Origin of the sequence: Streptomyces sp. NPDC057694, from assembly GCF_042799415.1 — a bacterium.
In the GTDB taxonomy this organism is placed as follows: domain Bacteria; phylum Actinomycetota; class Actinomycetes; order Streptomycetales; family Streptomycetaceae; genus Streptomyces.
Map to the genome: position 1 here is coordinate 1 of NZ_JBHVIX010000021.1, position 22,521 is coordinate 22,521.

20 protein-coding genes are annotated in these 22,521 nt (G+C 69.3%); 10 read left to right on the forward strand and 10 right to left on the reverse strand.

Translation table 11 applies throughout. The features are described from left to right. Positions 1 to 148 precede the first annotated feature (148 nt). On the reverse strand, positions 149 to 724 hold the full coding sequence (locus tag ACFVDP_RS32830) for a methylated-DNA--[protein]-cysteine S-methyltransferase (protein ID WP_383497752.1): 576 nt from the start codon (positions 722 to 724) through the stop codon (positions 149 to 151). 43 nt (positions 725 to 767) lie between these two features. Beyond that, complete coding sequence (locus tag ACFVDP_RS32835; RefSeq protein ID WP_383497754.1) at positions 768 to 1,652, reverse strand: glycerophosphodiester phosphodiesterase; 885 nt, start codon at positions 1,650 to 1,652, stop codon at positions 768 to 770. A 269-nt stretch (positions 1,653 to 1,921) separates the two neighbouring features. Between ACFVDP_RS32835 and ACFVDP_RS32840 the strand changes: the two genes are divergently transcribed. The 7 genes from ACFVDP_RS32840 (at position 1,922) to ACFVDP_RS32870 (ending at position 10,481) form a co-directional block, all read left to right on the forward strand. Beyond that, positions 1,922 to 2,809, forward strand: coding sequence for an MHYT domain-containing protein (locus ACFVDP_RS32840; RefSeq protein WP_383497756.1), 888 nt, complete (start codon positions 1,922 to 1,924; stop codon positions 2,807 to 2,809). A 60-nt stretch (positions 2,810 to 2,869) separates the two neighbouring features. After that, on the forward strand, positions 2,870 to 5,005 hold the full coding sequence (uvrB, locus tag ACFVDP_RS32845; protein ID WP_383497758.1) for an excinuclease ABC subunit UvrB: 2,136 nt from the start codon (positions 2,870 to 2,872) through the stop codon (positions 5,003 to 5,005). Between the two features lie 108 nt (positions 5,006 to 5,113). Next, the gene (locus ACFVDP_RS32850) at positions 5,114 to 5,734 is read left to right on the forward strand and encodes a TerD family protein (RefSeq protein ID WP_383497760.1); all 621 of its coding nucleotides are present in this window, start codon (positions 5,114 to 5,116) and stop codon (positions 5,732 to 5,734) included. A 10-nt stretch (positions 5,735 to 5,744) separates the two neighbouring features. Further along, positions 5,745 to 7,643 (forward strand): TerD family protein, encoded by a 1,899-nt coding sequence (locus tag ACFVDP_RS32855; RefSeq protein ID WP_383497762.1) that lies wholly within the window; start codon positions 5,745 to 5,747, stop codon positions 7,641 to 7,643. A gap of 235 nt (positions 7,644 to 7,878) precedes the next feature. Further along, entirely contained in the window at positions 7,879 to 8,868 is a 990-nt protein-coding gene (locus ACFVDP_RS32860) for a TerC family protein (protein ID WP_383497764.1), read from the forward strand. A gap of 131 nt (positions 8,869 to 8,999) precedes the next feature. Next, positions 9,000 to 9,308 carry a hypothetical protein gene (locus ACFVDP_RS32865; RefSeq protein WP_383497766.1) on the forward strand — a complete coding sequence of 103 codons (309 nt, stop codon included), beginning with the start codon at positions 9,000 to 9,002 and terminating at the stop codon, positions 9,306 to 9,308. A gap of 72 nt (positions 9,309 to 9,380) precedes the next feature. Beyond that, positions 9,381 to 10,481, forward strand: coding sequence for a calcium:proton antiporter (locus tag ACFVDP_RS32870; RefSeq protein WP_383497768.1), 1,101 nt, complete (start codon positions 9,381 to 9,383; stop codon positions 10,479 to 10,481). On the opposite strand, the gene ACFVDP_RS32875 is transcribed toward ACFVDP_RS32870, so the two are convergent. Next, the gene (locus tag ACFVDP_RS32875; protein WP_383497770.1) at positions 10,471 to 11,763 is read right to left on the reverse strand and encodes an MFS transporter; all 1,293 of its coding nucleotides are present in this window, start codon (positions 11,761 to 11,763) and stop codon (positions 10,471 to 10,473) included. The two genes, ACFVDP_RS32870 and ACFVDP_RS32875, sit on opposite strands and share 11 nt — an antisense overlap. A 172-nt stretch (positions 11,764 to 11,935) precedes the next feature. Here ACFVDP_RS32875 and aroQ point away from each other — a divergent pair, with 172 nt between their 5' ends. After that, positions 11,936 to 12,409 carry a type II 3-dehydroquinate dehydratase gene (gene aroQ / locus ACFVDP_RS32880; RefSeq protein ID WP_383497772.1) on the forward strand — a complete coding sequence of 158 codons (474 nt, stop codon included), beginning with the start codon at positions 11,936 to 11,938 and terminating at the stop codon, positions 12,407 to 12,409. Positions 12,410 to 12,434: 25 nt separating this feature from the next. Here aroQ and ACFVDP_RS32885 read toward each other — a convergent pair whose 3' ends face one another. From ACFVDP_RS32885 to ACFVDP_RS32905, 5 genes are all read right to left on the reverse strand, one after another. Beyond that, on the reverse strand, positions 12,435 to 13,184 hold the full coding sequence (locus ACFVDP_RS32885; protein WP_383497774.1) for an amino acid ABC transporter ATP-binding protein: 750 nt from the start codon (positions 13,182 to 13,184) through the stop codon (positions 12,435 to 12,437). Continuing rightward, positions 13,181 to 14,062, reverse strand: a complete 882-nt coding sequence (locus tag ACFVDP_RS32890) for an amino acid ABC transporter permease (RefSeq protein ID WP_383497776.1) — start codon at positions 14,060 to 14,062, stop codon at positions 13,181 to 13,183. Before ACFVDP_RS32890 ends, ACFVDP_RS32885 begins: the two co-directional genes overlap by 4 nt. Then, positions 14,059 to 14,940: an ABC transporter substrate-binding protein gene (locus tag ACFVDP_RS32895; RefSeq protein ID WP_383497778.1), complete on the reverse strand. Its 882-nt coding sequence runs from the start codon at positions 14,938 to 14,940 to the stop codon at positions 14,059 to 14,061. The genes ACFVDP_RS32890 and ACFVDP_RS32895 overlap by 4 nt, the downstream gene beginning before the upstream one ends. Before the next feature lie 115 nt (positions 14,941 to 15,055). Next, the gene (locus ACFVDP_RS32900; RefSeq protein ID WP_383497780.1) at positions 15,056 to 15,712 is read right to left on the reverse strand and encodes an MBL fold metallo-hydrolase; all 657 of its coding nucleotides are present in this window, start codon (positions 15,710 to 15,712) and stop codon (positions 15,056 to 15,058) included. Positions 15,713 to 15,721: 9 nt separating this feature from the next. Then, positions 15,722 to 16,450, reverse strand: a complete 729-nt coding sequence (locus ACFVDP_RS32905; protein ID WP_383497782.1) for a maleylpyruvate isomerase family mycothiol-dependent enzyme — start codon at positions 16,448 to 16,450, stop codon at positions 15,722 to 15,724. 287 nt (positions 16,451 to 16,737) lie between these two features. Between ACFVDP_RS32905 and uvrA the strand changes: the two genes are divergently transcribed. Beyond that, positions 16,738 to 19,818 (forward strand): excinuclease ABC subunit UvrA, encoded by a 3,081-nt coding sequence (gene uvrA / locus ACFVDP_RS32910; protein ID WP_383497784.1) that lies wholly within the window; start codon positions 16,738 to 16,740, stop codon positions 19,816 to 19,818. Between the two features lie 138 nt (positions 19,819 to 19,956). Here the strand turns inward: uvrA and ACFVDP_RS32915 are convergent, their stop codons facing one another. After that, entirely contained in the window at positions 19,957 to 20,559 is a 603-nt protein-coding gene (locus tag ACFVDP_RS32915) for a YceI family protein (protein ID WP_383497786.1), read from the reverse strand. Between the two features lie 101 nt (positions 20,560 to 20,660). On the opposite strand from ACFVDP_RS32915, the gene ACFVDP_RS32920 reads away from it, so the two are divergent. Next, entirely contained in the window at positions 20,661 to 21,518 is an 858-nt protein-coding gene (locus tag ACFVDP_RS32920; RefSeq protein ID WP_383497789.1) for a helix-turn-helix domain-containing protein, read from the forward strand. Between the two features lie 41 nt (positions 21,519 to 21,559). Here ACFVDP_RS32920 and ACFVDP_RS32925 read toward each other — a convergent pair whose 3' ends face one another. Further along, positions 21,560 to 22,501 (reverse strand): carbohydrate kinase, encoded by a 942-nt coding sequence (locus ACFVDP_RS32925; protein WP_383497791.1) that lies wholly within the window; start codon positions 22,499 to 22,501, stop codon positions 21,560 to 21,562. Positions 22,502 to 22,521 lie beyond the last annotated feature (20 nt).

Genomic DNA, 22,521 nt, shown 5'->3' on the forward strand with positions numbered 1-22,521 from the left:
GCGTGCGATCGCAAGGCGCCGGAGCGTCCTCATAGCGGAGCTATTAGGGCGTTTCGGCAACGCCGCGAGCGTGCGTGCCAGACGCCGCGGGGCAGGCAGGACTTTCGACACACGCCCTAGGGCGATAACCCCCAGCCCCGAGCCCCTCTCAGAACAGCGGCTCGGGCAGCACCCCTTCCAGCGCGAGCAGCTTCCGCTTCGTCTCCAGCCCGCCCCCGAACCCCCCGATACCCCCATCGCGCTCCACGACCCGATGGCACGGCACCACGACCGGCAGCGGATTCGCCCCCATCGCCGCCCCCACGGCCTGAGCGGCGGCCGGCTGACCGACCCGCCGGGCCAGATCGCCGTACCCCACGACCGCGCCGTACGACACCCCGGCCGCCAGCTCGCGCAGCACCTCCCGGTTGAACCCGGTGATCAGCGACCAGTCGAGCGGCAGCTCGAAGTCGCGGCGCCGCCCGGCGAAGTACTCCGCCAACTGCCGTATCGCCTCGGCGAGCAGCGGAGAGTCCGGTGCCTCGACCGGCTCGGTCCCGAAGCGGGAGCCGATCCGGCCGAGCGCCTTGTCCCGTACCGCGTCGGTGGCGTGGAAGACCACGCTCACCAGACCGTCCCTCGTCGCCGCCAGTAGCAGCGGCCCGATGTCACTGCCCACGACGGCCCACACGACCTGCTGCCCTGCGGCGGCCGTGCCCTGCTCGTTCTGCCCGGTGGCGTCCATGCCGACCACGGTACGGCGGGCCACTGACAACGCCGGGCGAGGCTCAGTCGTCCAGCGCCTCACGCACCACGTCGGGGTTGTTCGTGATGATCCCGTCGACGCCGTACCCGGCCACCCGCTGTGCGGCCGCCGCGTCGTTGACGGTCCACGTGTAGACCTCGAGGGGCTTGCCGTGCGGCCCCTTGAACGCGTGCGCCGCGGCGACGTAGTCCGCGCCGATCGTCGTGTTCGACGGGTTGATCTGATCGGCGAACGTCGCGTACGCGGGCAGCTCGGCCACGGCGGGCGTGCCCAGGAACCCGGTCGTGATGTCCGGCCGCCGCTCGTGCACCGTCCGGACGCTGGCGGCGTCGAAGCTCTGGATGACCAGCCGGTGCTTGACGTGCCCGCGCGTCAGCCAGCCGTCCCTGCCCAGCTGCCGCAGGATCTGGTCCTCGATGCCCGGGTACAGCTCGGGCGACTTGATCTCCATGAGGAGCTTCTGGTGGTTGTGCTCCACCCGCCTCAGGTACTGGTGCAGCGTCGGGATCCGTGCCCCCGTGAACTCGGCGCCCTTCCAGCTGCCCGCGTCCAGCTTGGCGATCTCGGCGGCGGTGAAGTCCTTCACGTTCCACGGAGCGCGGTCGGGATAGAGCTGCTCGACGTCGGTGGTGCGCGACAGGGTGGTGTCGTGCAGGACGACCAGGGCGCCGTCCTTGGTGCGCTGCACGTCGTTCTCGACCCAGTCGAAGCCGAGCCGGTCCGCCTTGTCGATGGCCTCGAGCGTATTTTCGGGGGCGTAGGCGGAGGCACCCCGATGGGCGACGACCACAGGGCCGTCGTGTCGGGCCGAATCGGAGGCGGCCTGGGCCGCCGTGGGCAGGACCAGAACACCGATGACGGCCGAACCGGTGACGGAGGCCAGTGCGACTGCTGTGCGTGCGGACACGTCTGCTCCTCATGGGTCGTGAGATCACGGACGGCACGAGCGTGACAGTCCGGAGCCAACAGAACACAGGCGAAGGATGGTCAGAGGTTGAACGGAGTTATCCAACTGGGACGACCCCCGTGTCGGACGCCAGGACTCTTTGCCGGAAAATCGTTCGGACGTTCCCGCGTGGGCTTTAATCTCAGGCTCAACCGCGGCCACTCCAGTGGTCGCCCAGGGGGCACCGGCAAGGCACCTCACGGCACAACAGGGCGGAAGGGCTGCGACACATGCAGGGCACGGTCGACGGCTTCAGTTATGGACTCGTCACACCGGTGGTGGCCTATCTCATGGCCTGCCTGGGAGGCGCTCTGGGCTTGCGCTGCACGACCAGATCGCTTCTCGTGGCCAGCACCTGGCGGGCCGGCTGGCTCGCGCTCGGCTCGGCCGCGATCGGCTCGGGCATCTGGACGATGCACTTCATCGCGATGATGGGCTTCTCCGTCAAGGGGGTGCCGATCCACTACGACATGGCCACGACGTTCGCGAGTCTCGGAGTCGCCATCGTCATGGTCGGCGTCGGTGTCTTCATCGTCGGCTACAAGGGAGCGACCGGCCCCGCCCTGTTCACCGGGGGCACCATTACCGGACTGGGCGTCGCCACGATGCACTACCTCGGAATGGCCGGAATGCGCCTTCACGGGGCGATTCAGTACAACATCTTCACTGTGGCGGCCTCCGTAGTGATCGCCATGGTGGCCGCCACCCTCGCCCTGTGGGCCGCCGTGCAGGTCCGCGGCATCCTCTGGAGCCTGGGCGCGAGCCTCGTCATGGGACTCGCCGTGTCCGGCATGCACTACATGGCGATGACGGGCGTCAGCGTCCATGTGCAGGGCTCCGTCACCGGCAACCCAGGAGGCGACACGGCCGCCGGCATCATCGCGCCCATGATGATCGGCCCGCTCTGCTTCCTCCTCCTGGCCGGCGTGGTCGTCATGTTCGATCCGCTGATGGTCATGGGCCGCCCCGACTGGCGCGACGCCCAGGAGGCGGCGGACCACCGCGGCGGCGCCTCGGCCACCCGCACCCCGAGCCGGAGCCGGAGCCGCAGTCAGGGCCGTCGCGCGCGTCGGGCCTTCGGCCGACAGGCGCCGCCGCGCACCCCGCAGGACTGGTGACGCCCCCTTCCGAGGGCTGATCCGGCCCGGTTGTCAGTGGTGGGTCGTACGGTTGATTCCATGCGGCCCGTATCCAAGATCGAACGCACGGTGGCACCTTTCGAGGTCGTCAGCCCGTACCAGCCCAGCGGTGACCAGCCCGCGGCCATCGCCGAGCTGGAGAAGCGCGTCACAGCAGGTGAGAAGGACGTCGTCCTGCTCGGCGCGACCGGCACCGGCAAGTCCGCCACCACTGCGTGGATGATCGAGAAGCTCCAGCGCCCCACCCTGGTGATGGCGCCGAACAAGACGCTGGCCGCCCAGCTGGCGAACGAGTTCCGCGAGCTGCTGCCGAACAACGCGGTCGAGTACTTCGTCTCGTACTACGACTACTACCAGCCCGAGGCGTACGTCCCGCAGTCGGACACGTACATCGAAAAGGACTCCTCGATCAACGAGGAGGTGGAGCGCCTGCGCCACTCGGCGACGAACTCGCTGCTGACCCGCCGCGACGTCATCGTGGTCGCCTCCGTCTCCTGCATCTACGGCCTCGGCACGCCGCAGGAGTACGTGGACCGCATGGTCCAGCTGAAGGTCGGCGACGAGATCGACCGTGACGACCTGCTGCGCCGCTTCGTAGACATCCAGTACACGCGCAACGACCTGGCGTTCACGCGCGGCACCTTCCGGGTGCGCGGCGACACCATCGAGATCTTCCCCGTCTACGAGGAGCTCGCGGTCCGCATCGAGATGTTCGGCGACGAGATCGAGTCGCTGTCCACCCTCCACCCGCTCACCGGAGAGGTGATCAGCGACGACGAGTCGCTGTACATCTTCCCGGCGACGCACTACGTGGCGGGCCCCGAGCGCCTGGAGCGCGCGGCGAACGACATCGAGAAGGAACTGGGCGAGCGCCTCACCGAGCTGGAGAAGCAGGGCAAGATGCTCGAGGCCCAGCGGCTGCGCATGCGGACCACGTACGACCTCGAGATGCTCCGCCAGATCGGCTCCTGCTCCGGCGTGGAGAACTACTCGATGCACTTCGACGGCCGCGAGCCCGGCTCCCCGCCGAACACGCTGCTCGACTACTTCCCGGACGACTTCCTGCTCGTCATCGACGAGTCGCACGTCACCGTGCCGCAGATCGGCGCCATGTACGAGGGCGACGCCTCCCGCAAGCGCACCCTGGTGGACCACGGCTTCCGACTGCCGTCCGCGCTCGACAACCGCCCCCTGAAGTGGGAGGAGTTCCAGGAGCGCATCGGCCAGACCGTCTACCTGTCGGCGACGCCGGGCAACTACGAGCTGGCCCGCTCGGACGGCTACGTCGAGCAGATCATCCGCCCCACGGGCCTCATCGACCCCGAGGTCGTCGTCAAGCCCACCGAGGGGCAGATCGACGACCTGGTGCACGAGATCCGTACGCGCACCGAGAAGGACGAGCGCGTCCTCGTCACCACGCTCACCAAGAAGATGGCCGAGGACCTCACGGACTACTTCCTGGAGCTGGGCATCCAGGTGCGCTACCTGCACAGCGACGTGGACACCCTGCGCCGTGTCGAGCTGCTGCGCGAGCTGCGCGCCGGCGAGTACGACGTCCTGGTCGGCATCAACCTGCTGCGTGAGGGCCTCGACCTGCCCGAGGTGTCCCTGGTGGCGATCCTCGACGCCGACAAGGAAGGCTTCCTGCGCTCCGGGACGTCCTTGATCCAGACCATCGGCCGTGCCGCGCGAAACGTGTCGGGGCAGGTCCACATGTACGCCGACAAGATCACCCCGGCGATGGAGAAGGCCATCGACGAGACCAACCGCCGCCGGGAGAAGCAGATCGCGTACAACGAGGCGAACGGCATCGACCCGCAGCCCCTGCGCAAGAAGATCAACGACATCGTGGCGTCCATCGCGCGCGAGGACGTCGACACGGAGGCGCTGCTCGGCACCGGCTACCGCAAGGGCGGCAAGGACGGAAAGGGTGCCAAGGCCCCCGTCCCCTCGCTCGGCAAGGCGGACACGGGCAAGAAGAAGCGCGGCAAGGCGGAGCCGACCGTGCCCACCGACCGTCCCGCCGCCGAACTCTCGGGGCAGATCGAGGAGCTGACCGAGCGGATGCGGGCCGCGGCGGCCGACCTCCAGTTCGAGATCGCGGCACGCCTGCGCGACGAGGTGTCGGAGATGAAGAAGGAGCTCCGGCAGATGAAGGAGGCGGGCCTCGCCTGACCTGCCGCGACGGGCGGAATGGCGTGGCTGTGTTGCAAGACCGACACAATATTCCGCCCGCGGTGGCGGTGCTGTCAGTGTCGCCCTCTAGGGTTTGACCAACCGCGCATGCGCCGCGGCAACAGGGGACAGCACGAGAGGGGACAGCGCGTGGGCATCAGCTTGGACAAGGGGCAGGCCATCAGCCTCGAGAAGCAGGGCGGAGGCACCCTCACCGCCGTGCGGATGGGACTCGGCTGGCAGGCGGCTCCCCGGCGGGGCCTGTTCGGCACCCGCACCCGCGAGATCGACCTCGACGCCTCCGCGGTCCTCTTCGCCGACAAGCAGCCGGTGGACGTGGTCTTCTTCCGCCACCTCGTCAGCGACGACGGCTCGGTCAAGCACACCGGTGACAACCTGGTCGGCGGCGCGGGACAGGGCGGTGACGACGAGTCGATCCTCGTCGACCTCGCGCGCGTCCCCGTTCACATCGACCAGATCGTCTTCACGGTCAACTCGTTCACGGGCCAGACCTTCCAGGAAGTGCAGAACGCGTTCTGCCGTCTGGTCGACGAGACGAACGGCCAGGAGCTGGCCCGCTTCACGCTCGACGGCGGCGGCCAGTACACGGCGCAGATCATGGCCAAGGTGCACCGGGACGGAGCGGGCTGGAAGATGACGGCCCTGGGCACGCCGGCCAACGGCCGCACGTTCCAGGACCTGATGCCCTCCATCCTGCCCGGCCTCTAGCGGGCCGACGATGGCGGCCGAACTGGTGAGGGGCCAGAACCACCCCCTCACCCAGACCCGTCTGGAGATCCGGGTGTCGGCCGGCCACCCGGTCGTCGCGGGCGCCACGCTCGCCGACGATCGGGGCACCGTGCACGGCGTCGCACGCGTCGCTCACCCCGGCGCGCCCGCCCTGCCGGGTCTCGAAGTACCGCGACAGGCGGCGGCCGACCACCGCCTCGCCGTCGACCTGGACGCGATGCCGCAGGACGTGCACCGCGTCACCGTGCTGCTCGCCCTGCCCGTCGGCACCGGCGGGCCGACCCGCTTCGGCGCGGTGGCCGCCCCCTTCGTCGCGGTCACCGGACTCGACGGCGCCGAGCAGGCCAGTTACACCGTCACCGACCTCGACTCCGAGTCGGCCGTCGTCGCCCTGGAGCTGTACCGCAGGCAAGGCGCCTGGAAGGTGCGTGCCATCGGTCAGGGCTACGCCGACGGCCTCGCCGCGCTCCTCGCCGACCAGGGACTGCCGGACGCGCAGGCCCTGGCGGGCACCATCCACGACGCCGTCGCCCAGAGCCTGGCCCGCGCGGTGGCGCCCCCGCCGCGTGCGACGGACGAGACACAGGTACGCGCCGCGGCCACGGCCGGCCACGCCTCCGGCACGCTGCCGCCCACGCCCGCACCCTCGGCCGCCACCGGCCCGAGCGGCCCCATCGACTACAGCCACCCACGCCGTCAGGCTCCGCCCCCGCCTGCCGCACAGGCCGCCGAGCCCGGCAGGCCGGCCGCGCCGGTCGCGGGCGACGCCACCGGCTGGACCCTGGAGGAGCGGCTCTACAACCAGGTGTGGGGCATGTTCGAGGACCTGGCCCGCACCACCGCCGCGTATCGCAGCGCCGTGGACTTCGCCGACTCCCGCATGGAGCAGGAGCTCGACCGCATCTTCTCCGGCCTGTCCGACCCGCGCAGCCGCATCGGCAGCCAGGGCGACGCCGCCCGCGAGGCCGCGCGGGCCAAGCACGGCGACCTCGTCGACCGCGCCCGAGAGGCCCTCGACCGGGACCTGGCGCAACTCGTCGCCGAGTCCGAGGTCGTCGAACCCGCGCTCCCGGCCCCGTACGCCGGCTGGGACAACCCGTGCTGGCACGCCTACCGCAGCCCCATGGAGTACCCCATGGCCGTGCGCCTGGGCGATCTGAGCCTGCCGGAGAGCGACAGTGCGGGCCTGCACGTCCCGATGCTCGTGCGGCTGCCACTGGAGCGCGGGCTGTGGATCGACGCGGGTGCCTCCTCCGGTGACGCGCTCACCGACGCCGACACGTTGCGGGCCCGCGCCGCGCACATCGCCGTCGTCCATGTCGCCCGGTTGCTCGCGGCGTATCCGGCGGGCGAGTTCAGCGTGCACGTCATCGATCCGGCGGGCACGGCGGCGGGCGCCCTGGCCCCACTGGTCGACGCCGGGGTGCTCGCGGGTCCTCCCGCCAGGGGAGCGGCAGGCGTCTCCGAGACGCTGACCCGGCTCACCGAGCGGGTCGATCTCGTGCAGATGGCGATCCGCGCGGGCGCCGCCGACTCCCTGCCGCCCGACTTCGACACGGCCCAGCAGCTGCTCGTCGTGCACGACTTCCCGCACGGCTTCGACGACCGCGCCATCACCCGGCTTCGCTACCTCGCGGACGAGGGCCCGCAGGTCGGAGTCCATCTGATGCTGGTCGCCGACCGCACGGACGCCGCCGAGTACGGTCCGCTCCTCGACCCGCTGTGGCGAGCCCTGATGCGGCTGACGCCGGTACCCGACGATCACCTCGCCGACCCCTGGGTCGGGCACGCATGGACGTACGAGCCGCCGACGATCCCGCACGGCAGCGCGATCTTGCCTCAAGTCCTCGCGGAGGTGGCGAAAGCTCGGCAGGCAAGGGGCCTCTGACCTGCACACTTGGTGATCTCTTTACTGAAACCTTTACCTCTCATGGGTCTTTCAAGTACTCTTCTTGACGCGGAGGGGAGTACTCCCATACGCGACGTGCCCGTCAATACGGACGACCCGGCCCCATGGCCGTCGATCCCGGGGCGTCGGCCCGAAGCCCCGGTCCGGGGCTCGGGTGGAAGAGACCTCCGGCAGCGACGACGCTGATCAGTAGCCGTACGACGCCGGAGGCGCAGTGGACGTATCGATGACCCTGTGGGTGCTGACCATTCTTGGTCTGAGCGCCCTGATCGCGGTCGACTTCTTCATCGGGCGCAAGCCCCATGACGTGTCGATCAAGGAAGCCGGCATCTGGACCGTGGTCTGGATCGCCCTGGCCGCGCTCTTCGGGATCGGCGTGACGATCTGGGGCAGCGGCCAGGCCGGTGGCGAGTTCTTCGCCGGCTTCATCACCGAGAAGTCGCTCAGCGTCGACAATCTCTTCGTCTTCATCCTGATCATGGCGAAGTTCTCGGTGCCGACCCATCTGCAGCAGCGCGTGCTGCTCTTCGGCGTGCTCATCGCCCTCGTGCTGCGGGCGATCTTCATCGCGGCGGGCGCCGCGATCATCTCCAGCTTCTCGTGGGTCTTCTACCTCTTCGGTGCCTTCCTCATCTACACCGCCTGGAAGCTCATCAAGGAGGCCCTGGCGGACGACGAGGAAGAGGACTTCGAGGAGAACCGCCTCCTGAAGTCGGTCGAAAAGAAGTTCGGCGTCGCGGACCGGTACCACGGCACGAAGCTGTTCATCCAGCAGCACGGCAAGAAGGTCATGACGCCGCTCCTGGTCGTCATGCTCGCCATCGGCATGACCGATGTGCTGTTCGCGATGGACTCGATCCCGGCGATCTTCGGTCTGACTCAGGACCCGTACATCGTCTTCACGGCGAACGCCTTCGCCCTGATGGGTCTGCGCCAGCTGTACTTCCTCATCGGCGGCCTGCTCAAGAAGCTGGTCCACCTCAGCTACGGCCTGTCGGTGATCCTCGGCTTCATCGGAGTGAAACTGATCCTGCACGCCCTGCACGAGTCCGGTGTGCACGTACCGGAGATCTCGATCCCGGTCTCGCTCGCCGTCATCTGCGGCGTCCTGATCATCACGACGATCACCAGCCTCATCGCCTCGAAGAAGCAGGCCGAGCGCGACGCGGCCGAAGAGGCTCAGAAGGACAGCATCGAGGCCTGACACCACCAGGCGTAGGGATTACCAGCACCGGGAGGGGTGCGCGGCCGATTGCCGCACATCCCTCCCGGTGCTTGCTTGTGCCCTGAGCGTGTCCCGGCCCCGGGGCGCGACGGCACGAGGGGGAGGACCCCATGAGCCAGAAGTTCGTCCAGATCATCGACTTCGAGTCGCAGCGGATGGACGAGATGCGGGAACTGCTCGACCGGTTCGAGCGGCAGATGCAGGGCACGCCCGGCGGCCCGACGCACCGCATCATGCTCCAGGACCGGGAGAAGACGGGACGCTACCTCGCGATCATCGAGTTCGAGTCCTACGACGACGCCATGCGCAGCAACAAACGCCCCGAGGTCACCAAGCTCAACGAACAGCTCTCGGCCCTGTGTACCCGCCCGCCGGCCTTCACCAACTGCGATCTGAAGGACTCGCGCGAGCTGAAGTGAGCTGAGCCGGATCCGGTGAACAGGCGCTGAGCCAGGTCGCGCCCCCACCCCGCCCCGGGCACCATCAAAGGCATGATCACCAGACTTCGGGTACTGGCCACGCGGTGGACCGTCCTCGTCCCGGTCCTGGCGATCGTGCTGCTCGGGTGCACGTGGGGGCGCGAATTGCCGGGTTTCCTGGTCGCCGTCGTCTCCGTCGTCCTCGCCGGATCCGTCCTCGCGGCCGTCCACCACGCTGAGGTCGTCGCCCACCGCGTCGGTGAACCCTTCGGCTCGCTCGTGCTCGCCGTCGCCGTCACGATCATTGAGGTGGCGCTCATCGTCACACTGATGGCCGACGGCGGGGCCAAGAGCTCGACCCTCGCCCGGGACACGGTGTTCGCAGCCGTCATGATCACCTGCAACGGCATCGTCGGCGTCAGCCTCCTCGCGGCCTCCCTCCGCCACCGCGTCGCGATCTTCCAGTCGGAGGGCACCGGCAGCGCCCTGGCCACCGTCGCCACCCTGGCCACGCTGTGCCTGGTCCTGCCGACGTTCACGACGAGCAGGCTCGGACCCGAGTTCTCCACGTCACAGCTGGTCTTCTCGGCCGTCTCCGCGCTCGTCCTGTACGGGCTCTTCGTCGCGACGCAGACCGTACGGCACCGCGACTACTTCCTGCCGATCTCCCGGCAGGGCGTGGTCATCGACGCCGACGACCACGCCGAAGCCCCGACGACGCGCACCGCGCTGTTCAGCCTCGGTCTCCTCGGTCTGGCCCTCATCGGAGTCGTCGGGCTCGCCAAGGGCGTCTCCAAGACGATCGAACACGGCGTGGAGGCGGCGGGCATGCCACAGGCCGTCGTCGGCGTGATCATCGCGCTGCTCGTCCTGCTGCCGGAGACGATCGCGGCGCTGCGCGCCGCCCGGCGCGACCGCGTGCAGACGAGCCTCAACCTCGCGCTCGGCTCGGCGATGGCCAGCATCGGGCTGACCGTGCCGGCCGTCGCCATCGCCTCGTTCTGGCTGTCGGGGCCGCTGGTCCTCGGTCTCGGCGCCACGCACATGGTGCTGCTCGCGCTGACCCTTGTGGTCAGCACCCTGACCATCGTCCCCGGACGGGCGACACCGCTCCAGGGCGGCGTGCATCTGGTGATCCTCGCCGCGTACGTGGAACTCGCCGTCACGCCGTGACGGCGTCCCGCGCCACCACGGCGGGCGCCGTCTCCGGAAGCAGCACGAAACATCCCAGGCTCAGCGCCGCGACTCCCGACAGATACAACCCCACACCCCATGGAACCCCCGCTCCCTCACCGGCAAGCGCCGTCGCCACGATCGGCGTCAGCGCCCCGCCCAGCACGCCGCCCAGGTTGTAGCCGACGGCGGCACCCGTACAACGCACCCGCGGCTCGTACAGTTCCGGCAGATATGCGGCGATCACGGCGAACATCGCGATGAACGCGAGCAGAGCCACCAGGAACCCCAGGAACATCAACAGCGGTTCCCCCGTGGACAGCAGAGCCACCATCGGCACCATCCACACCACGGCCACGGCGCAGCCCGCGATGCAGACGGGCCGTCGCCCGAACCTGTCTCCCAGCAGGGCTGCCACCGGTGTCAGCGAACCCTTGACGACGACGGCCGCCATGATGCAGGTCAGCATGACGCTGCGGCTCACGCCCAGCCGCTCCACCCCGTAGGCGAGCGACCACGTCGTCACCGAGTAGAAGATCGCGTACCCGACGGCGAGCGCGCCGGCCGTCAGCAGCACCAGCCTTCCGTGGCCGCGCACCACCTCGGCGAGCGGCAGCCGCGCGGGCTCCTCCATGGCGAGGAAAGCGGGACTCTCGACCAAAGAGGAGCGCAGCCACAGGCCGACCAGGGCCAGGACACCGGCGGCCCAGAAAGGTACCCGCCAGCCCCAGGTCGCGAACTGGGCGTCGGTGAGCGTCGTCGACAGGGCGAGCATGATCCCGTTGGCCAGCAGGAACCCCGCCGAGGGGCCGATCTGCGGAAGGCTCGCCCACAGGCCGCGCCGCCCGGCGGGCGCATGCTCGGCCGTCAGCAGGACCGCCCCGCCCCATTCGCCTCCCAGGCCGAGTCCCTGCAGAAAGCGCAACAGAAGCAGGAGCAGGGGAGCGGCCACCCCGATCGACGCGTACGTGGGCACGAACCCGACCGCGACGGTCGTCGCCCCGGTCAGCACCAGCGAGCCGACCATGACGGGACGCCGGCCGCGACGGTCCCCGATGTGCCCGAACAGGACCGACCCGAGCGGTCTCGCCACAAAGCCCACTCCGAATGTCGCGAAGGCCGCGAGAGTTCCCGCCAGCGGAGAGAACGTCGGGAAGAAGAGCGGACCGAGGACGAGCGCCGCAGCGGTTCCGTAGACGAAGAAGTCGAAGAACTCGATGGCGGTTCCGACCAGGGCGGCCGCGGCGAGGCGTGGCAGTGACGGACGGTGAGAAGTGCGCATGACGCGGCAACTACCCGTGATCGACGCTGGTTACGGGGCGTACGAGAGCGCGGCAAGAGGCGCACGAGTGCGCTCGACGATCCAGCGCGCGGTCCGTGTCGGCCGACGTCCGCCGCGCGAAGAGCCCGTGATAGACCCTCAGGGAGCAACCGCCCGACGTACGGAGGTCCCAGTGCCGCACACCCTCGCCAGCGCCCCGATCATGGTTCTCAACGGCCCCAACCTGAACCTGCTCGGCAAGCGCCAGCCGGAGATCTACGGCCACGACACCCTCGCCGACATCGAGGCCCTGTGCGTGAAGGCGGCCGCGGCCCAGGGCGCCTCCGTGGACTTCCGGCAGTCCAACCACGAGGGCGAGCTGGTCGACTGGATCCACGAGGCCCGCGAGAACCATGTGGGCATCGTCATCAACCCGGCCGCCTACTCGCACACGTCGGTGGCGATCCTGGACGCGCTCAACGCCTGCGACGGCCTGCCGGTGATCGAGGTCCACATCTCCAACGTCCACCAGCGCGAGGAGTTCCGGCACCACTCCTACGTGTCGCACCGCGCCGACGGAGTGATCGCCGGATGCGGCGTGCAGGGGTACGTCTTCGGGGTGGAGCGGGTAGCGGCGCTGGCCGCACCCGGCACAGCGACCGCCTAGGCGGCTAGGGCTCTCTACACACGCACTAGAGGCGCCCCGCCTCGACGATCCGTCGCAGGAACTGCCGTGTGCGTTCCTGCCGCGGATCGCCGAAGACGGCTTCAGGAGTGCCGTGTTCGAGGACGACGCCGCCTTCCAGGAAACACACCTGGTCGGCGACCTCGCGCGCGAAGCTCATCTCGTGCGTGGCCAGGACCATGGTCATGCCCTCGCCCTTCAAGTCGCGTACGACATCGAGGACTTCTCCCACCAGCTCCGGGTCGAGAGCCGCGGTGATCTCGTCGAGGAGCAGCAGGCGCGGCCGGACGGCGAGCGCGCGCACGATCGCCGCACGCTGCTGCTGGCCGCCGCTGAGCCGGTCCGGGTACTCGTCGGCCTTCGCGCCGAGTCCGAGACGTTCCAGCAGCTCTCTGGCGTGCTCCTCGGCCGTCTTCCGCGCGACACCGTGCACCCGGCGCGGTGCCAGCGTGATGTTCTCCAGGACGGTCATGTGCGGGAACAGGTTGTACGCCTGGAACACGATCCCGATCCGGCGCCGTACGGCGTCCGCGTCCGTCCGCGGGTCGGTGATCTCCGCACCGTCCAGCCAGATCGCCCCGTCGTCGATCTCCTCCAGGAGATTGGCGCAGCGCAGCAGCGTCGACTTTCCCGATCCGGAGGCGCCGATCAACGCCGTCACGGTGTGCGGGGCGACATCGAGGTCCACGTCGCGCAGCACCACGCTCTCGCCGAACGTCTTGCGCACCGACCGCATCCGCAGCACGGGCTCGGTCATACGAGGCCTCCTTGAGCCCGGCGCCGGTCCATACGGGCCGTCACCCAGTCCGTGAAGCGGGTCATGGGGATGGTGAGGGCGACGAACACCAGACCCGCGACCACATAGGGCGTGTAGTTGAAGTCCTTGCTGGCGATGATCTGCGCCGCGTACACGGCGTCCACCGCGCCTCCGATGGAGACGAGCCCGGTGTCCTTCTGCAGCGACACCAGGTCGTTCAGCAGGGGCGGTACGACGCGGCGCACTGCCTGGGGGAGCACTACGTAGCGCAGCGTCTGGCGGTTGCTGAGCCCCAGGGAACGCGCCGCGGCCCGCTGGGAGGAGTGCACCGACTCGATGCCGGCGCGGAACACCTCGGCGACGTACGCCGAGTACGTCAGCACCAGCGCGGCCCCTCCCAGGAGTACGGGATCCGTGGTGACGCCCTGGAGACGCAGGGCGGGCACACCGAAGATGACCAGCAACAGGCAGATGATGAGCGGCAGTCCACGAAAGAAGTCCGTGTACGCCGTGGCCAGGGCCCGCAGTGGGAAGAACACCGGGCCCCGCAGGGTCCGCGCCAGGGCCAGCAGCATCCCGAGGACGAGCACGCACGCCCCGCACACCGCCAGAAGGCGTACGTTCAGCCACAGCCCTTCCAGGACGTCGGGCAGCGCCACGCGCGCGTAGTGCGCACTGAAGAAGGTTTCCTTCGTGCGGTCCCAGCCGGGGGACCGGGTGACGACGACGAACAGGACGGCGCCCGTCACCAGGGTGCTCAGCGCGGCGATGGCGGTCGCGCGCTGTGTGCGGGCCCGCTTGTAGCGCTCGCGGGCCATGCGTCGCTCGGAGGGGACGTAGGAGTCCCCTTCGGTGGCGGGCTGTTTGGCGACGGTCACTTGAGCACCGGGGCGTCGACGGCCTCGGACAGCCACTTCTTCTCCAAGGAGGCGAGCGTGCCGTCCTTGCGGAGCGAGTCCACGGCGCCCGTCACGCACGAGGTGAGCTCGCTCTCCTTGTCGAGGACGAGGCCGAACTGCTCGGGAGTGCCGGCGGAGTTCTCGAACTGGCCCACCACCTTGGCGTCGGTGACCTCGGCGCCCGTGATGTAGAAGGCGGTCGGCAGATCGACGACGATCGCGTCCACCTGGCCGTTCTTCAGGGCGGACTTGGCGAAGTCGTTCTTCTGGTAGACGGCGGGCTTCTGGGTCGGCTTCACCAGGTCGTTGATGAAGTCGAGGCTGGTGGTGCCGACCTGGGCGCCCAGTTTCACGTCCTTGAGGTCGGCCACGGTCTTGGCCCCGGCCGCCTTGGAGGACTTCAGGGCGACGACGGCCTGCCGCACGTCGTAGTAGCCCGAGGAGAACGCCACGGCCGTCTTGCGCGCCTTACTGATAGACACCTGGTTGATGTCGAAGTCGAATTTCTTGGCGCCCGGAGCGAAGGAACTGTTGAACGGAACGGTCTGCCAGACCACTTGAGACTTCGGGTATCCGAGCTGCTTCGCCACGGCGTACGCGACGGCCGACTCGAAGCCCTTGCCGTTGGCCGGGTCGTCGTCCTGGAACCAGGGGGCGTAGGCGGGCTTGTCGGTCCCCACGGTGAGCTTCCTGGAGGCCACCGTGGACAGCTTGCCGGGAGCGCAGGAGGAGGCGGTCGCGGGCTTGTCCCCGGTCGCGTTTCCGGAGTTCTCGGATTCGGGGGCGCAGGCCGCCGTTGCGGCGATGACCACGGTGGAGCAGACGGCAAGACGCACGGTGCGGTTGACGAGAGGCATGGCGGGAGACTGGCAGCGCTCAGGCCCGTCTGTCGAGGTCAGACGGTCAACTGTCCGCATGGTGGGAACGGGTGTTGCAAGTTCGTGAACACCCGCCCTGTGCGGCCCCCTTGGGTCACCAGCCCCGCGCGCGCCACTCCTGCAGATGCGGCCGCTCGGCACCCAGAGTCGTGTCGTTGCCGTGCCCCGGGTAGACCCACGTCTCGTCCGGGAGCGGCACGAAGATCTTCGTCTCCACGTCGTCGATGAGGCTGGTGAAGGCCTGCGGGTCCTTCCGGGTGTTGCCCACGCCGCCCGGGAAGAGGCAGTCACCGGTGAAGACGTGCGGGTGGCCGTGCGGGTCGTCGTAGACCAGTGCGATGGAGCCGGGCGTGTGGCCCACCAGGTGGCGGGCCGTGAGGGAGATCTGGCCGAACTCGATCGTGTCCCCGTCGGCCACGGCCACGTCGGTCGCCACCGGGATGCCCTCGACGTCGTCGCGCCCCGCGTACGTGCGCGCGCCGGTCGCCGCGACGACCTCCGAGAGCGCCTGCCAGTGGTCACCGTGCCGGTGGGTGGTGACGACGGCCGCTATGCCGTCGTCACCGATGAGGCGCAGTAGCGTCTCCGGCTCGTTCGCCGCGTCGATCAGGAGTTGCTGGTCGGTCGCGCGGCAGCGCAGCAGATAGGCGTTGTTGTCCATCGGCCCGACCGCGACCTTGGAGATCATCAGGCTCTGCAGCTCGTGCACGTCCGCCGGGCCGCCGACCTTCACCGTTCCGCTGTACGTCATGGGCTCAGCCTATAGCGGGGGCAGCGCGGGCAGGGAGCCTCGGTCCACGGTCAGGGCCTCGCCCTTCCTGCGGCCCGACAGCCAGCCCAGCAGCTCCGCCTGGCGGCCCTGGACGACGAGACCCGACGCCTCCGGGACCGCGCCCGCCTCGATCTCTTCCAGGGGGTACGTCTGCACGGCGCCGGTGGGGATCATCCGTCCGTCGTCCTGCTTGATCAGCAGAGAGGGCAGGTTCTGGTGGTTGCGGAAGCGGGCTGCGAGGAAGTTGATCTCCCGTTGGGTGAACTCCTCCGACAGGTCCTCCAGCTCGTACCCGATCCCGAGGTCCACATGGTGCAGCTCCACCTCGACGAGCCGGCGGAAGGGGACACGGGAGGCACGGTCGGTGACACCGTTGCGGAGCTCGACCGTCCGCTCCCAGTCCCCGTCCTCCGATCCCGCCCGCGCGAACCGCTCCGCGCTCGCGCGGACGTCCTCGATCTGCTCACGCAGCCCGCGCGGGGCGTCCCGCTCGATGTCGGCGTCGCGCGCCTCGGCGCCGACATACATGGGTCGGCCCCCGAGGACGTTGATCAAAGCGTCCGCGTTCCGGGCGAGGTGGGCGAGCACGTGACCGCGGCTCCAGCCCGGAAGCCGTGACGGCTCGGCCACGGCGGCGTTGTCCAGGGTGCTGATCGCGGCGAGCAGCCGGTCGGTCGCTTCGCGTACAGACGCCAGGTCGCGCACATGATCACTCATGGCGCCGACGATAGTCGCGCCACACGTTCGGGTGAAGGTGGCCGACCTCGCGCCTTAATCGAATGCACGTGCTATATGGTCGAGTGCGACTTCGGGCATGGTTGAAGGTCCTGGTTTGTTAGCAAGCAGGGAAACCAACCGGCGTTGTCAGTGGCTCCCTCTACTCTTCGAGGGACAGCCTTCTCGCGACTTCTCCGGGGATCTCTCGGGGCTGTCTTCGAGAGTCAGACCTCGGGAGACGGGGGCTTTCGCCCCTGTCGCTTCTCTCTAGAAAGGTGCGGACCGGCGTGGCCGACCGTCTCATCGTGCGTGGCGCGCGCGAGCACAATCTCCGGAATGTCTCGCTCGACCTCCCGCGCGACTCCCTCATCGTCTTCACCGGTCTGTCCGGCTCCGGCAAGTCCTCGCTCGCGTTCGACACGATCTTCGCCGAGGGCCAGCGCCGGTACGTCGAGTCGCTGTCCTCGTACGCCCGCCAGTTCCTCGGCCAGATGGACAAGCCGGACGTCGACTTCATCGAGGGCCTGTCACCGGCCGTCTCGATCGACCAGAAGTCGACGTCGCGCAACCCGCGCTCCACGGTCGGCACCATCACCGAGGTCTACGACTACCTGCGTCTGCTCTTCGCGCGCATCGGCAAGCCGCACTGCCCCGAGTGCGGTCGCCCCATCGCGCGCCAGTCGCCGCAGGCCATCGTCGACAAGGTCCTGGAGCTGCCCGAGGGCAGCCGCTTCCAGGTCCTGTCGCCGCTGGTGCGCGAGCGCAAGGGCGAGTTCGTCGACCTCTTCAGCGACCTGCAGACCAAGGGCTACTCCCGCGCGCGCGTGGACGGCGAGACGATCCAGCTCTCCGAGCCGCCCACGCTGAAGAAGCAGGAGAAGCACACCATCGAGGTGGTCGTCGACCGCCTCACGGTGAAGGACTCCGCCAAGCGCCGCCTGACCGACTCCGTGGAGACCGCGCTCGGCCTGTCCGGCGGCATGGTCGTGCTCGACTTCGTCGACCTCCCCGAGGACGACCCGGAGCGCGAGCGCATGTACTCGGAGCACCTGTACTGCCCGCACGACGACCTGTCCTTCGAAGAGCTGGAGCCGCGCTCTTTCTCCTTCAACTCGCCCTTCGGCGCCTGCCCCGACTGCTCGGGCATCGGTACGCGCATGGAGGTCGACCCCGACCTGATCGTTCCCGACGAGGACAAGTCGCTCGACGAGGGAGCCATCCACCCGTGGTCGCACGGCCACACCAAGGACTACTTCGGCCGCCTCATCGGAGCGCTCGCCGACGCCCTCGGCTTCCGTACGGACATCCCGTTCGCCGGACTGCCGCAGCGCGCGAAGAAGGCGCTGATCTACGGCCACAAGACGCAGATCGAGGTCCGCTACCGCAATCGGTACGGGCGCGAGCGCGTCTACACGACCCCCTTCGAGGGCGCCGTCCCGTTCGTCAAGCGACGCCACAGCGAGGCCGAGTCGGACGCGAGCCGCGAGCGCTTCGAGGGCTACATGCGCGAGGTGCCCTGCCCCACCTGTGAGGGCACGCGCCTCAAGCCGATCGTGCTGGCCGTCACGGTCATGGACAAGTCGATCGCCGAGGTCTCGGCGATGTCCATCAGCGACTGCGCCGACTTCCTGCGGAAGCTCACGCTGAACGCGCGCGACAAGAAGATCGCCGAGCGTGTGCTGAAGGAGGTCAACGAGCGGCTGCGGTTCCTCGTGGATGTGGGCCTCGACTATCTGTCGCTGAACCGCGCGGCGGGCACCCTCTCCGGTGGCGAGGCCCAGCGCATCCGCCTCGCCACGCAGATCGGCTCCGGTCTCGTCGGTGTCCTGTACGTCCTGGACGAGCCGTCCATCGGCCTCCACCAGCGCGACAACCACCGCCTCATCGAGACGCTGGTCCGCCTGCGTGACATGGGCAACACGCTCATCGTGGTCGAGCACGACGAGGACACCATCAAGGTCGCCGACTGGATCGTCGACATCGGCCCCGGCGCGGGCGAGCACGGCGGCAAGGTCGTGCACAGCGGCCCGTTGAAGGAGCTGCTGAAGAACGCCGAGTCGATGACCGGCCAGTACCTGGCGGGCAAGAGGGCCATCCCGATCCCGGACGTCCGGCGCCCGGTGGACCCGGCCCGCCGTCTCACGGTGCACGGCGCCAAGGAGAACAACCTGCGGGACATCGACGTGTCCTTCCCGCTGGGCGTCCTCACGGCAGTCACCGGCGTCTCCGGCTCCGGCAAGTCGACGCTGGTCAACGACATCCTGTACACGCACCTCGCACGCGAGCTGAACGGGGCACGCACGGTCCCCGGCCGGCACACGCGCGTGGAGGGCGACGACCTCGTCGACAAGGTCGTGCACGTCGACCAGTCGCCGATCGGCCGCACGCCCCGGTCGAACCCGGCGACGTACACCGGAGTCTTCGACCACGTCCGCAAGCTGTTCGCCGAGACGACCGAGGCGAAGGTCCGCGGCTATCTGCCTGGGCGCTTCTCCTTCAACGTCAAGGGCGGCCGCTGCGAGAACTGCTCGGGCGACGGCACGATCAAGATCGAGATGAACTTCCTGCCGGACGTGTACGTCCCCTGCGAGGTCTGCCACGGTGCGCGGTACAACCGGGAGACCCTGGACGTCCACTACAAGGGCAAGTCCATCGCCGAGGTCCTGGACATGCCGATCGAGGAGGCGCTGGGCTTCTTCGAGGCCGTTCCCGGGATCGCCCGCCACCTCAAGACGCTGAACGACGTGGGGCTCGGCTACGTCCGGCTCGGCCAGTCCGCGCCCACCCTGTCCGGCGGCGAGGCGCAGCGCGTGAAGCTCGCCAGCGAGCTGCAGAAGCGGTCCACGGGCCGCACCGTCTACGTGCTCGACGAGCCGACCACGGGTCTGCACTTCGAGGACATCAGCAAGCTGATCACGGTGCTCTCGGGTCTCGTCGACAAGGGCAACTCGGTCATCGTCATCGAGCACAATCTCGACGTCATCAAGACGGCGGACTGGGTCGTCGACATGGGCCCCGAGGGGGGCAACGGCGGCGGCATCGTCGTCGCCGAGGGCACCCCGGAGGAGGTCGCGGCAGAGCCTGCCAGCCACACCGGCAAGTTCCTGCGCGACATCCTCGGCGCCGACCGGGTCAGCGATGCCCCGGTACCCGCGCCGCGCGCCCGCAAGACCGCGGCGAAGAAGACGGTTGCGGCGGGCAAGGCTCCGGCGAAGAAGGCCGCCACGGCCAAGGCCGCCGCGACCAAGCCGGCCGCCAAGCCGTCCACGGCGAAGGCCACTTCGACGGCGAAGAAGGCGGCGTCGGTCAAGTCGACGGCCAAGAAGACCGCAGCGAAGAAGACGACCGGCCGGGCCCGCAAGGCCTGACGCGTTGGAGTGGCCCTGCCAGGTCCGACGAGACGGGCAGGGTCGCTCTCTGTGAACGCTTGGCCGATATCTGGTCACGCTCCGTGAAAAATTCGGCGCCCCGTGGGAACTCCCCACGGGGCGCCGCACGTTCAACAGTCAGCCAGCCTGGTCCTGCGGTTCACGAGGCTCCACGAACTGCATGTCCAGTTGCACCTTGACAACATCACTGAGCAGGGCACCGCCGAATTCGAGCCCGAAGTCGCTGCGCCGGATCTCTCCCGTCGCCTCGAATCCGGCGTGCCGACTCCCGTCCATCGGCACCTCGACGACGCCGCCGAACTCCACGTCGAGGGTCAGCGGCCGAGTCACGTCACCGATGGTCAACTCGCCGTCCAGAGACCAGTCCTCCTCCGATCCGCTCACCCCGGTCGAGCGGAAGGTCATGGTCGGACGCCGCTCCACATCCAGAAGATCGGCCGAGCGGGTGTGGGCGTCACGATCGGCATTGCCCGTGTCGATCGAAGCGAGCGAGATGGTGGCCGACACCCGCACGTCGGCCGGCGTCTCGCCGATGTACAGCCCGGCCTCCACCTGGGCGAAGCGGCCGCGTACCTTCGCGATCCCCAGATGCCGGATCGTGAAGTTCACCGCCGAGTGCAGGGGGTCCAAGGTCCAGTCGCCGGGGGCAAGAGGCAGCGCGGCGGTGGAAGTCGCGGTCGCGGAAGCGGATGTGGTGGTCGCGGAGTCGTTGTCAGCCATGCGTCCACTCTGTTGCGCGTGCCGAGCGCCAGGAAGACCGAGCCAAGGGTGGTAGTGACAGGGCCACGATGCGTGGACGCCCGCGTTGGTACGTTCGTCGGGTGAGTGACAACGAGTTGGGTACGTTCCTGCGTACGCGCCGGGAAGCAGTCACTCCTGCCGAGGTGGGGCTGCCGGTCGGGCCGCGCCGCCGCACGCCGGGCCTGCGCCGCTCCGAGCTGGCCACGCTGGCCGGTGTGAGCGTCGAATATCTGACCCGGCTCGAACAGGGGCGTGACCGCAACCCGTCACCGTCGGTCCTCGGATCGCTCGCCGATGCCCTGCGGCTGGCGATGGACGAGCGGCTGTTGCTGCGCCGGCTCGCCAAGTCGAGCGGGGCGGACGCCGTGTTCTGCTCCGGGGCCGCCGCACCGTCACAGGTGGTGCGGCCCTCTGTCCGCGAGCTTCTGCGCCGCCTCGAGCCGACCCCGGCGGTCCTGGTGAACTGGGTCGGCGACATCCTGGCCCACACCGACGGCTACGCCCGCTTCGCCGGGCCGCTCGGCATCCTCGACGGCGAAAGGCCCAACGTCGTCCGGTACTTGTTCACCGACGAGCGGGCACGTGCCGTCTACCCCGACTGGGACCACGTGGCCGACGATCAAGTGGCGCGGTTTCGGCAGGGCGCACCGCTCGTGGACCCCCACGTCGTGGCCCTTGTCGACGAGCTGACGGTCACCGCGGGGGCGCCCTTCGCCGACCGGATGGCGGCGGCGCCCACACCGGTCCGACGCGCCGGGCACGACCTGGTGGCCCACCCCGACGTGGGCTCGATGCGCCTCGCGTACGAGACCCTGTCACTGCCGGACGCCGACGCGCAGACGATCGTGATCCACCTGCCGGCCGACGAGGCTACGTCGGCAGCTCTGGACCGGCTCAACGGCCGCACGCCGGGGGCGCTGCGCGCGGTCAACGGATGAGTTCGGCGGGGGCCTGAGCAGGCAGCGGCGTCCGCGCTGTTCTACACCTCGCCGACCTCGGATCCGTACGGCGGTTCCGCGCCCGCGCGAGAGCAGGTGATCGCCGCCGCGCGGGCAGCGAATCGGAGCAGGCGTGTCCAGCCGTCGCCGTTCAAGCCTTCGACGGCGCTGGGGGAGAGGGCTTCCCGCTGTGAAAGGCCGTGCAGCAGCGCCGCGTTGACGGTGTCACCGGCGCCGATGGTATCCACGACCTCGACCCGTTCGCCCGGGACGGCGTACTCGCCGCCGTCCCGTGTGAAGACGGTCAGGCCGTCCCCGCCGCGTGTGAGCACCACGGCGGCGGGCCCGCTGGACAGCCACTCCCGCGGTGTGCCACCCAGCCACTGCGCGTCCTCCTCGGAGAGCTTGAGGAGCGTGGTCGAGGGCAGCCAGTTCTTGAAGCGGACCCGGTAGGCGTCCGCGTCGGGGATCAGCCCGGCCCGGATGTTCGGGTCGAGCGCGGTGAACAGCCCTTGGGCGGCGGCCGATCGCATCAGCTCCTCATAGGCGCTGGCCCCCGGTTCCAGGACCAGCGAGCAGGTGCCGAACGACACCGCGCGCGTACCCGCCGGAAGCAGATCCGGCACCGAGAAGAGCCGGTCGGCAGTGCCCTCCGCGTAGAAGGAGTAGCCGGCCGAGCCGTCGGGCCCGATGGACGTGACCGCCAGCGTCGTCGGCTCGTCGCCCCGTTGCACGGGGGAGACGTCCACCCCGGCCGAGCGCAGGCCGGTCAACAGGGCCTCGCCGAAGCCGTCCCGCGACAGGCGTGAGCAGAAGGCGACGGGGGAGCCGAGCCGCCCGAGCGCCACCGCCGTGTTGTACGGTCCGCCGCCGAGCCGCGGTGCGAGCGGGGGCAGCCCGGCTGACCGCCGGTCCGCGCCGTCGTCGGGGCTCGACCTCAGTGGGACGAGGTCGATCAGGGCCTCTCCGGCGACGACGATCACAGCGGGTCCTTTCGGGCGGC